Origin of the sequence: Shewanella spartinae, assembly GCF_019457555.1 — a bacterium.
Lineage (GTDB): Bacteria > Pseudomonadota > Gammaproteobacteria > Enterobacterales > Shewanellaceae > Shewanella > Shewanella loihica.
Genome location: NZ_CP080418.1, coordinates 330,143 through 343,394, shown reverse-complemented (window position 1 = coordinate 343,394; position 13,252 = coordinate 330,143). Strand labels below are relative to the sequence as shown.

Sequence of the window (13,252 nt, the reverse complement as noted above, 5' to 3'; positions counted from 1 at the left end):
ATCAAGTTGTGTCATTTAATTCTGCGGGGGCAGGTATGAAATCGTTAGTTACAACCAAAAATGGACAAGTAATAGATGTGAAAGGAAAGGTTTCTTTAGTCACAGAAACCGAGCAAAAAGAAGTAACTATCGGTGAAATGATTCCCGAAGGAAGCACTATTCTCATTGCTGAACAAGCTGATTTAGAACTAGCGTTTGCCGATGGCACCTCATTTACAAGCCAAAGTCTCAATGAAACTTCGGCCGCTGAAGCTGATGCATTAAATGAAATAGAACAACTTCAAGCGCTCATCGCCTCTGGAGAAGATCCAACAGCTGAATTACCAGAAACCGCAGCCGGCAACACTGCCGCCAGTGAAGGCGACTCTGGCTTTATATCGGTAAGCAGAACTGGCGCCCAAACACTCGCTGGCGCCGGATATGCTACATCTGGATTTTCTGTCGAACAGCCAACCGTCCAAGCGTTTACCGTTAGCAGTGATGACGCCCCTACCATTACCGCTAATGACACAAATACCATCGCAGAAGATGGCGTGGCAACTGGCAACGTTTTAGACAATGATGTTGATTTCGATACCGAATTGTCAGTCGTTACCTTTACTGTCGACGGTCAAACCGTCACTGCTGGCACCGCAGTCGAAGTGGAAGGCGGCAGCCTGGTGATCAACGCCGATGGCTCTTACACCTTTACACCAAACGACAACTGGAACGGCAGCGTACCGGTTATCACCTACACCACCAATACAGGTGAGAGTGCGACTCTGACCATTAACGTCACCCCGGTAGATGACCCATCAGTGCTGGCCAACGACAGCAACACGGTTGCAGAGGACACGGTGGCAAGCGGCAACGTATTAGATAACGACAGCGATATCGACAGCGAGCTATCAGTCGTGAGCTTCAGTGTCGACGGTCAAACCGTCACCGCGGGCACCACAGTCGAAGTGGAAGGCGGCAGCCTGGTGATAAACGCAGACGGCAGCTACACCTTTACGCCAAACGACAACTGGAACGGCAGCGTACCGGTTATCACCTACACCACCAATACAGGTGAGAGTGCGACGCTAACCATTAACGTCACCCCGGTAGATGACCCATCAGTGCTGGCCAACGACAGCAACACTGTTGCAGAGGACACGGTGGCAAGCGGTAACGTACTCGACAACGACAGCGACATCGACAGTGAGCTATCAGTCGTGAGCTTCAGCGTCGACGGTCAAACCGTCACCGCGGGCACCACAGTCGAAGTGGAAGGCGGCAGCCTGGTGATAAACGCAGACGGCAGCTACACCTTTACGCCAAACGACAACTGGAACGGCAGCGTACCGGTTATCACCTACACCACCAATACAGGTGAGAGTGCGACCCTGACCATCAACGTCACCCCAGTAGATGACCCATCTATACTGGCCAATGACAGCAACACGGTTGCAGAGGACACCGTCGCTACCGGCAACGTATTAGATAACGACAGCGATATCGACAGTGAGCTATCAGTCGTGAGCTTCAGTGTCGACGGTCAAACCGTCACTGCTGGCACCGCAGTCGAAGTGGAAGGCGGCAGCCTGGTGATCAACGCCGATGGCTCTTACACCTTTACACCAAACGACAACTGGAACGGCAGCGTACCTGTTATCACCTACACCACCAATACTGGTGAGAGCGCGACCCTGACCATCAACGTCACCCCAGTAGATGACCCATCTATACTGGCCAATGACAGCAACACGGTTGCAGAGGACACGGTGGCAAGCGGTAACGTACTCGACAACGACAACGACAGCGATATCGACAGCGAACTATCAGTCGTGAGCTTCAGCGTCGACGGTCAAACCGTCACCGCGGGCACCACAGTCGAAGTGGAAGGCGGCAGCCTGGTGATCAACGCCGACGGCTCTTACACATTTACGCCTAACGACAACTGGAACGGCAGCGTACCGGTTATCACCTACACCACCAATACAGGTGAGAGCGCTACCCTATCTATTACAGTAACTCCTGACGGAGACGCTCCTATACTGAGCGGAGATGATCTCGGTAGCGTCACCGAAGACGCCAGCAACCCAACCCTGACTGACACCGGTACCCTCACCATTGATGATGCTGATGCCGGCGAATCAGTGTTCCAGGCGGGTAATGGCGTCCCAAGCCAAGGCGCCCTGGGTAGCCTGACCATCGATACCAACGGCAACTGGACTTACAACGTCGCCAACGCCGACGTGCAATACCTGGGTGAAGGCGAGACCAAGGTCGAAACCTTCGTGGTATTGAGTGCCGATGGCACCGAACACACCATCACCATCACCATTACCGGCACCAACGATGTGCCTGTGATCGCCGGTGATGACAGCGGCGCCGTCACCGAAGACGCCAGCAACCCAACCCTGACTGACACCGGTACCCTCACCATTGATGATGCTGATGCCGGCGAATCAGTGTTCCAGGCGGGTAATGGCGTCCCAAGCCAAGGCGCCCTGGGTAGCCTGACCATCGATACCAACGGCAACTGGACTTACAACGTCGCCAACGCCGACGTGCAATACCTGGGTGAAGGCGAGACCAAGGTCGAGACCTTCGTGGTATTGAGTGCCGATGGCACCGAACACACCATCACCATCACCATTACCGGCACCAACGATGTGCCTGTGATCGCCGGTGATGACAGCGGCGCCGTCACCGAAGACGCCAGCAACCCAACCCTGACTGACACCGGTACCCTCACCATTGATGATGCTGATGCCGGCGAATCAGTGTTCCAGGCGGGTAATGGCGTCCCAAGCCAAGGCGCCCTGGGTAGCCTGACCATCGATACCAACGGCAACTGGACTTACAACGTCGCCAACGCCGACGTGCAATACCTGGGTGAAGGCGAGACCAAGGTCGAGACCTTCGTGGTATTGAGTGCCGATGGCACCGAACACACCATCACCATCACCATTACCGGCACCAACGATGTGCCTGTGATCGCCGGTGATGACAGCGGCGCCGTCACCGAAGACGCCAGCAACCCAACCCTGACTGACACCGGTACCCTCACCATTGATGATGCTGATGCCGGCGAATCAGTGTTCCAGGCGGGTAATGGCGTCCCAAGCCAAGGCGCCCTGGGTAGCCTGACCATCGATACCAACGGCAACTGGACTTACAACGTCGCCAACGCCGACGTGCAATACCTGGGTGAAGGCGAGACCAAGGTCGAAACCTTCGTGGTATTGAGTGCCGATGGCACCGAACACACCATCACCATCACCATTACCGGCACCAACGATGTGCCTGTGATCGCCGGTGATGACAGCGGCGCCGTCACCGAAGACGCCAGCAACCCAACCCTGACTGACACCGGTACCCTCACCATTGATGATGCTGATGCCGGCGAATCAGTGTTCCAGGCGGGTAATGGCGTCCCAAGCCAAGGCGCCCTGGGTAGCCTGACCATCGATACCAACGGCAACTGGACTTACAACGTCGCCAACGCCGACGTGCAATACCTGGGTGAAGGCGAGACCAAGGTCGAAACCTTCGTGGTATTGAGTGCCGATGGCACCGAACACACCATCACCATCACCATTACCGGCACCAACGATGTGCCTGTGATCGCCGGTGATGACAGCGGCGCCGTCACCGAAGACGCCAGCAACCCAACCCTGACTGACACCGGTACCCTCACCATTGATGATGCTGATGCCGGCGAATCAGTGTTCCAGGCGGGTAATGGCGTCCCAAGCCAAGGCGCCCTGGGTAGCCTGACCATCGATACCAACGGCAACTGGACTTACAACGTCGCCAACGCCGACGTGCAATACCTGGGTGAAGGCGAGACCAAGGTCGAGACCTTCGTGGTATTGAGTGCCGATGGCACCGAACACACCATCACCATCACCATTACCGGCACCAACGATGTGCCTGTGATCGCCGGTGATGACAGCGGCGCCGTCACCGAAGACGCCAGCAACCCAACCCTGACTGACACCGGTACCCTCACCATTGATGATGCTGATGCCGGCGAATCAGTGTTCCAGGCGGGTAATGGCGTCCCAAGCCAAGGCGCCCTGGGTAGCCTGACCATCGATACCAACGGCAACTGGACTTACAACGTCGCCAACGCCGACGTGCAATACCTGGGTGAAGGCGAGACCAAGGTCGAGACCTTCGTGGTATTGAGTGCCGATGGCACCGAACACACCATCACCATCACCATTACCGGCACCAACGATGTGCCTGTGATCGCCGGTGATGACAGCGGCGCCGTCACCGAAGACGCCAGCAACCCAACCCTGACTGACACCGGTACCCTCACCATTGATGATGCTGATGCCGGCGAATCAGTGTTCCAGGCGGGTAATGGCGTCCCAAGCCAAGGCGCCCTGGGTAGCCTGACCATCGATACCAACGGCAACTGGACTTACAACGTCGCCAACGCCGACGTGCAATACCTGGGTGAAGGCGAGACCAAGGTCGAGACCTTCGTGGTATTGAGTGCCGATGGCACCGAACACACCATCACCATCACCATTACCGGCACCAACGATGTGCCTGTGATCGCCGGTGATGACAGCGGCGCCGTCACCGAAGACGCCAGCAACCCAACCCTGACTGACACCGGTACCCTCACCATTGATGATGCTGATGCCGGCGAATCAGTGTTCCAGGCGGGTAATGGCGTCCCAAGCCAAGGCGCCCTGGGTAGCCTGACCATCGATACCAACGGCAACTGGACTTACAACGTCGCCAACGCCGACGTGCAATACCTGGGTGAAGGCGAGACCAAGGTCGAAACCTTCGTGGTATTGAGTGCCGATGGCACCGAACACACCATCACCATCACCATTACCGGCACCAACGATGTGCCTGTGATCGCCGGTGATGACAGCGGCGCCGTCACCGAAGACGCCAGCAACCCAACCCTGACTGACACCGGTACCCTCACCATTGATGATGCTGATGCCGGCGAATCAGTGTTCCAGGCGGGTAATGGCGTCCCAAGCCAAGGCGCCCTGGGTAGCCTGACCATCGATACCAACGGCAACTGGACTTACAACGTCGCCAACGCCGACGTGCAATACCTGGGTGAAGGCGAGACCAAGGTCGAAACCTTCGTGGTATTGAGTGCCGATGGCACCGAACACACCATCACCATCACCATTACCGGCACCAACGATGTGCCTGTGATCGCCGGTGATGACAGCGGCGCCGTCACCGAAGACGCCAGCAACCCAACCCTGACTGACACCGGTACCCTCACCATTGATGATGCTGATGCCGGCGAATCAGTGTTCCAGGCGGGTAATGGCGTCCCAAGCCAAGGCGCCCTGGGTAGCCTGACCATCGATACCAACGGCAACTGGACTTACAACGTCGCCAACGCCGACGTGCAATACCTGGGTGAAGGCGAGACCAAGGTCGAGACCTTCGTGGTATTGAGTGCCGATGGCACCGAACACACCATCACCATCACCATTACCGGCACCAACGATGTGCCTGTGATCGCCGGTGATGACAGCGGCGCCGTCACCGAAGACGCCAGCAACCCAACCCTGACTGACACCGGTACCCTCACCATTGATGATGCTGATGCCGGCGAATCAGTGTTCCAGGCGGGTAATGGCGTCCCAAGCCAAGGCGCCCTGGGTAGCCTGACCATCGATACCAACGGCAACTGGACTTACAACGTCGCCAACGCCGACGTGCAATACCTGGGTGAAGGCGAGACCAAGGTCGAGACCTTCGTGGTATTGAGTGCCGATGGCACCGAACACACCATCACCATCACCATTACCGGCACCAACGATGTGCCTGTGATCGCCGGTGATGACAGCGGCGCCGTCACCGAAGACGCCAGCAACCCAACCCTGACTGACACCGGTACCCTCACCATTGATGATGCTGATGCCGGCGAATCAGTGTTCCAGGCGGGTAATGGCGTCCCAAGCCAAGGCGCCCTGGGTAGCCTGACCATCGATACCAACGGCAACTGGACTTACAACGTCGCCAACGCCGACGTGCAATACCTGGGTGAAGGCGAGACCAAGGTCGAAACCTTCGTGGTATTGAGTGCCGATGGCACCGAACACACCATCACCATCACCATTACCGGCACCAACGATGTGCCTGTGATCGCCGGTGATGACAGCGGCGCCGTCACCGAAGACGCCAGCAACCCAACCCTGACTGACACCGGTACCCTCACCATTGATGATGCTGATGCCGGCGAATCAGTGTTCCAGGCGGGTAATGGCGTCCCAAGCCAAGGCGCCCTGGGTAGCCTGACCATCGATACCAACGGCAACTGGACTTACAACGTCGCCAACGCCGACGTGCAATACCTGGGTGAAGGCGAGACCAAGGTCGAGACCTTCGTGGTATTGAGTGCCGATGGCACCGAACACACCATCACCATCACCATTACCGGCACCAACGATGTGCCTGTGATCGCCGGTGATGACAGCGGCGCCGTCACCGAAGACGCCAGCAACCCAACCCTGACTGACACCGGTACCCTCACCATTGATGATGCTGATGCCGGCGAATCAGTGTTCCAGGCGGGTAATGGCGTCCCAAGCCAAGGCGCCCTGGGTAGCCTGACCATCGATACCAACGGCAACTGGACTTACAACGTCGCCAACGCCGACGTGCAATACCTGGGTGAAGGCGAGACCAAGGTCGAGACCTTCGTGGTATTGAGTGCCGATGGCACCGAACACACCATCACCATCACCATTACCGGCACCAACGATGTGCCTGTGATCGCCGGTGATGACAGCGGCGCCGTCACCGAAGACGCCAGCAACCCAACCCTGACTGACACCGGTACCCTCACCATTGATGATGCTGATGCCGGCGAATCAGTGTTCCAGGCGGGTAATGGCGTCCCAAGCCAAGGCGCCCTGGGTAGCCTGACCATCGATACCAACGGCAACTGGACTTACAACGTCGCCAACGCCGACGTGCAATACCTGGGTGAAGGCGAGACCAAGGTCGAAACCTTCGTGGTATTGAGTGCCGATGGCACCGAACACACCATCACCATCACCATTACCGGCACCAACGATGTGCCTGTGATCGCCGGTGATGACAGCGGCGCCGTCACCGAAGACGCCAGCAACCCAACCCTGACTGACACCGGTACCCTCACCATTGATGATGCTGATGCCGGCGAATCAGTGTTCCAGGCGGGTAATGGCGTCCCAAGCCAAGGCGCCCTGGGTAGCCTGACCATCGATACCAACGGCAACTGGACTTACAACGTCGCCAACGCCGACGTGCAATACCTGGGTGAAGGCGAGACCAAGGTCGAGACCTTCGTGGTATTGAGTGCCGATGGCACCGAACACACCATCACCATCACCATTACCGGCACCAACGATGTGCCTGTGATCGCCGGTGATGACAGCGGCGCCGTCACCGAAGACGCCAGCAACCCAACCCTGACTGACACCGGTACCCTCACCATTGATGATGCTGATGCCGGCGAATCAGTGTTCCAGGCGGGTAATGGCGTCCCAAGCCAAGGCGCCCTGGGTAGCCTGACCATCGATACCAACGGCAACTGGACTTACAACGTCGCCAACGCCGACGTGCAATACCTGGGTGAAGGCGAGACCAAGGTCGAGACCTTCGTGGTATTGAGTGCCGATGGCACCGAACACACCATCACCATCACCATTACCGGCACCAACGATGTGCCTGTGATCGCCGGTGATGACAGCGGCGCCGTCACCGAAGACGCCAGCAACCCAACCCTGACTGACACCGGTACCCTCACCATTGATGATGCCGATGCCGGCGAATCAGTGTTCCAGGCGGGTAATGGCGTCCCAAGCCAAGGCGCCCTGGGTAGCCTGACCATTGATACCAACGGCAACTGGACTTACAACGTCGCCAACGCCGACGTGCAATACCTGGGTGAAGGCGAGACCAAGGTCGAAACCTTCGTGGTATTGAGTGCCGATGGCACCGAACACACCATCACCATCACCATTACCGGCACCAACGACAGCCCGGTCATCACCAATGACAGCAGCGCCCTCAGTGGTACTGTGGTGGAAGCGGGTAACCTGGATGATGGCACCGCAGTGGCCGGCACGCCGTCCGTCAGTGGCCAGTTGAGTGCCACCGATGTCGACAGCGGCGATCACCAAACTTGGAGCGTGCTAGACAGCAGCAATGACTTCGGCACTTTCAGTGTGGATGCCAACGGTCAATGGACCTTCACCCTCAACAACAATGCCGCGGCCACTCAGGCCCTGGCGGAAGGTCAGAGCGAAGAGCTCACCTTCACCGTGCGCGTCACCGATAACTTTGGTGCCTATGTGGATCAAGTTGTCACCGTCACAATTACCGGCACCAATGACAGCCCGATCATTACCAATGACAGCAGCGCCCTCAGTGGTACTGTGGTGGAAGCGGGTAACCTGGATGATGGCACCGCAGTAGCCGGCACGCCGTCCGTCAGTGGCCAGTTGAGTGCCACTGATGTCGACAGCGGCGATCACCAAACCTGGAGCGTGCTAGACAGCAGCAATGACTTCGGCACTTTCAGTGTGGATGCCAACGGTCAATGGACCTTCACCCTCAACAACAATGCCGCGGCCACTCAGGCCCTGGCGGAAGGTCAGAGCGAAGAGCTCACCTTCACCGTGCGCGTAACCGATGACTTTGGTGCCTATGTGGATCAAGTGGTCACTATCACCATTACCGGCACCAACGATATACCAACGCTGGTTGCCGACACTGGCAGCGTCACCGAAGACACCAATGTCACTGTCGATGGCAACCTCACCACTTCTGGCACGCTTGAAGCGGGTACCGGTGGCGATGCCGGTGAAGATAAGTTCACAGCTGATACCTTCAACGGTCAGTACGGCACCCTAACCCTGGATGCCGACGGCAACTGGGTCTACACCGCCGACAACAGCCAGAGTGCGATCCAAAATCTAAATAGCGGTGAGTCCTTAACGGAAGAATTTAAAGTCTATAATGCTGACGGTGTTACGTGGACAACAGTAACTATTACTATCCATGGAACTGATGAAATCTCTGGCGGCAGCAATGTTGACCTTATAGTCGATGATGCCAACACCCAAGGCACCGCAACCGACAGCGACAGCGCAGGTTTGAGCTTCACTGCAGGTGCTTATGATGTAACAGGTTTTGCTTTTGGAAACATTGGCGATATCAATGTCAGCGGCCTTGATGCAAACATTAGCTGGAGCCTAGATAGCTCGGGTAACCTGATCGGCAAAATCGATGGCAATGCAGTACTTCAACTTAGCCTATCGGGTAGTAACATCAGCGCAGGCGCAACAGGTACTGTTACCGTCTCAGTGACTCTGCTAGACAACTTACCGCATGGAACCAGTGTCGATGAACTTGTGATTAACGGCATTACAGTCGTTGCGACTGATGCCGCCAATGACACAGCTACAGGCACAGTATCAGTGAAGGTTATCGATGATGGCGTCACGGTCAATCCACTAGACCTTGCCGGCGATAACGCCGCAGGTATCTATGATGGTGTGATAAATGTAGACGGCGCAGATCAAGGCTTTAGCGCAGATCTCTCAGGCAACATTTCGGGGGCAGGCACCTTCTCTGACTCAGGCATTACGGCAGGTGGATTAACCGTGTTCTACTATGTAGATCCGGCCAACCCAAGCATGCTCATTGCCTATTCGGATACCAGTGGTACTCCTTCGGCATATGATTCGGGCAATAGCGCACAATCGGTGATCTTTACTCTCTCTATCGATCCTAATGGCGGTACCTATCAGCTAGACCTGAAACATGCCATCGATGAACTCAGCACAGTTACCGTTGCCAACATGAGTGGCGGTAAGGGCGGTAACACGCCTGCAGTGTATGTCACCTTCGACGGTACTAACTACATCATCGACAACGACATCAATGACGTAGATCCAAATAACGCTATGGTGTTCTCGCTAACATCGACTGTGGGCAATATCTCCAGTACGGTAAACGGCAACACCAACGGATTCGGTGTAGCGAATGCCTTCGTCGATCAGGGTGAAAATCTAATTATTGACTATGCCAATGATGTGGCTTCGGCTTCCGTCAGCTTTGACGGCGCCACCTATATTCATTTCAAGGCCTATGATGCCGATGGCAATCTGCTTGGTGAAGGCGATATAACCAACGGGCAGACAATTGGAAACCTTGGTGAAATCAGTTATATCGAGATCTCTACCAGCTCGTTGGACAATCATTCCAACTTCCAGTTTACTGGTACTTCGGCGGAAAACATCGTCAGCTCAACCGTGGATGTAGATCTCGACTTTGTGGTCGATGTAACCGACAGCGACGGTGATACCTCAACAGGTTCTATCCATGTCGATCTTGATGCACCAGGCAGCACGACTACGGCTCCAACGGCGCTGACTTCAAATGCTGTATCTATGCTGAGCGAAGCCGATCTTTACAAAGATGGCACCGAGTCAGACTCACAGTCGCTGCGCTTCAAGTCTGGCAGTGAGTCGATTACGGCATTCCAGTTTGGCGATACGGATAACATTCATGTTTCTGGCGTCAATGCGAAGATTAGCTGGTCATTTAACGATGAAGGACAGCTCATCGGCACCTTCATGGGTAAAGAGGCTATCCGTCTTACTCTCAATGGTGACCGTATCGAAAGTGGTGAAGAGGGAAGCGTTAGCGTAACTGCCGAACTGTTGGCCTCTTTCCCACATAATGTGTCGACCGAGAATCTAGTGATTAGCGGCATCAACATTGTCGGCGTCGATGCTCTGGGACAGAAGGCTGTTTCCACTATCACCGTCTCTGTCAGTGACTATGCAGAAGCGGTAAATGATAGTGTTCGCGGAACAGAAGATCATGACCTATCTGGTAACCTGCTCACCAATGATATCGATCCTGATGACGAGTTATCTATCGTTAGCTTTAAGCTATCAGGAAATACATATCAGGCAGATGGCAGCACCATTAACCTTGCTGAAGGCAAACTGAGTATCCACGCAGATGGTCGCTTTACGTTCGAACCAAACCTGCATTGGAGTGGCACGCTGCCACAGATTGAATATCTCACCAATACGGGTGACACGGCTATTCTCGATCTGAATGTCGTAGCCGTCGCCGATGCACCTATACTGAGCGCAAGTACTGGTGACGTAGTCCAAGGCGAAGTCGCCCTGGATATAAACGTGGCACTCGTCGACAGAGATGGTAGTGAGTCACTGACAGACGTAACCATTCAAGGCGTTCCAAGTGGCGTCTCGCTATCCGCCGGCACACTAAATGCTGATGGCAGCTGGACAGTCGCAGTTAACCAACTGGGCAACCTCAGCATCAAGGCGGACGATAGCTACAATGGCGATCTGGAATTCACCTTGGCCATTAAGGCGAGCTCAGTTGAACAAAGCAACTCTGATAGCGCGTCTAGCCAGACTACTCTGGATGTTTCGCTGAGAAACTACCACTATGACAACGGCACCGATGGCGACAACGTGATCAATGGTGGCGAAGATAATGATGTCATCGTCAGTGACACAACTGGCATACAGGTAGTACAAGGCGAAAACTACAATGTTGCGTTTATCCTGGATTCGTCAGGAAGTATGGGCTCGAACCGAATTGAGTCGGCTAAAGACCAACTACTGCAGGTCTTCAATACCCTGAAGGCCAGCGTTGGCGGTGCGACTTCCGGTACAGTGAACGTATTACTTGTCGACTTCAATAGCGGCACTAAGGCACATGTGGCCGTTAATCTAGCCGATTCAGATGCTATTTCTAAGTTAGAGAGCGTATTGAAGGAAATCAGCAGTGACAATGGCAGAACCAACTATGAGGCGGCATTTGAGACGGTTATCGATTGGTTTAGCCATGGCTCGGCCGCATCGAACACAGGCACAAACCTCACCTACTTCATCACAGACGGTGAAACCAACAACTACAACGTTGATGCCGCTCCTGAAGATGTGTGGGTTTATAATACTTACGGCAATGACTGGGACAGAACACTGGGAGATCTATTAGATCAGTATGTTCCTGGCGAAGAGCTTAAACACAATGGCAAGGTTATTGTCGATGAATACGGTAACATTAACTACTGGTACAGAGACGATGGTTCATGGAAGCATTATCAAACCGGTAGCATAAGAGTAGACGAAAATGGCGACTACTATGTCGCGAAAATCGCCTCTGGATACAGTAATGGTAATGGTACAGACGTCACGGCAGAGTCTGAAGCATTGGCTGCCTTCCAAGTGCTAAATACCCTGTCTAACGTGGAAGCTATTGGCATAGGCAGCGGTATTAGTCTAAACAAGCTTACCCCTTATGATTCAGATGGTAACGTAGCCACCAATATCAATGTGAGTGACCTGGCGAGCATTATCTTAGGTTCTAAGGAGATGCTACTTCAGGGTGATGACACTGTTAACGCTGGTGAAGGTAATGACATCGTCTTTGGCGATCTCGTACAGTTTGACGGCATCGACGGCCAGGGCTACGCAGCGCTGCAAAAATATGTGGCATTGCAACTGGGTGAAGATGCTTCAACCGTTACAATCCAAGATGTTCACGAGTTCGTAGCAGCCAACCCTGCGCTATTCGACACCTCACGCGACCATGACGGCGACGACATTCTTGCCGGCAACCAAGGAAATGATATCCTCTTCGGCCAAGGCGGTGATGATGAGCTTCATGGCGGTAGCGGCGATGATATGCTGCTTGGCGGTCACGGCAGCGACATGCTGATCGGCGGCGCCGGCGAAGATATCCTCATCGGCGGCCTGGGCGATGACACCCTAACCGGTGGCACTGGTAAGGCCGATGGCGAAGCTGATACCTTCGTTTGGCAGCAAGGTGATACGGGTACCGACCACATTACCGATTTCGATATCAACCAGGACAAACTGGATCTGAGCGATCTGCTCCAGGGAGAGAATGGCGGTAACTTGGAAGACTACCTGCACTTCACCGTTGATAATGGTTCAACCACCATCGAGATTGATGCTAATAACGACGGTCATGTGGATCAGACGATCGTCCTCGACGGCGTCGACCTGAGCCATCTTGGCACAACCGATGGTCAAATCATTAACGGTTTGTTGGGCTCAGAGGGGAACGGTGCATTGATCGTAGATAATGCCAACGTGAACCAGGCGGCTTCGAGCTTTGCAGTACCGACAACCCAAGACGATGATGGTCAGATCCAGCATCTAGTACCTTAAACAAGGTCAGTAACAAATGACACCAACTAGTTTCGGCTAATTGGTGT

General features: G+C 54.9%; 1 protein-coding gene. It reads left to right on the top strand.

Annotation, left to right across the window (positions count from 1 at the left end; genetic code table 11):
- The first annotated feature begins 35 nt into the window (after nt 1-35).
- Nucleotides 36-13,205: a VCBS domain-containing protein gene (locus K0I31_RS01600; protein WP_350354873.1), complete on the top strand. Its 13,170-nt coding sequence runs from the start codon at nt 36-38 to the stop codon at nt 13,203-13,205.
- The last annotated feature ends 47 nt before the right edge of the window (nt 13,206-13,252 follow it).

Coding starts and splice junctions, on each gene's coding strand:
- K0I31_RS01600 (WP_350354873.1), top strand. CDS start 36: ATGAAATCGTTAGTTACAACCAAAAATGGACAAGTAATAGATGTGAAA.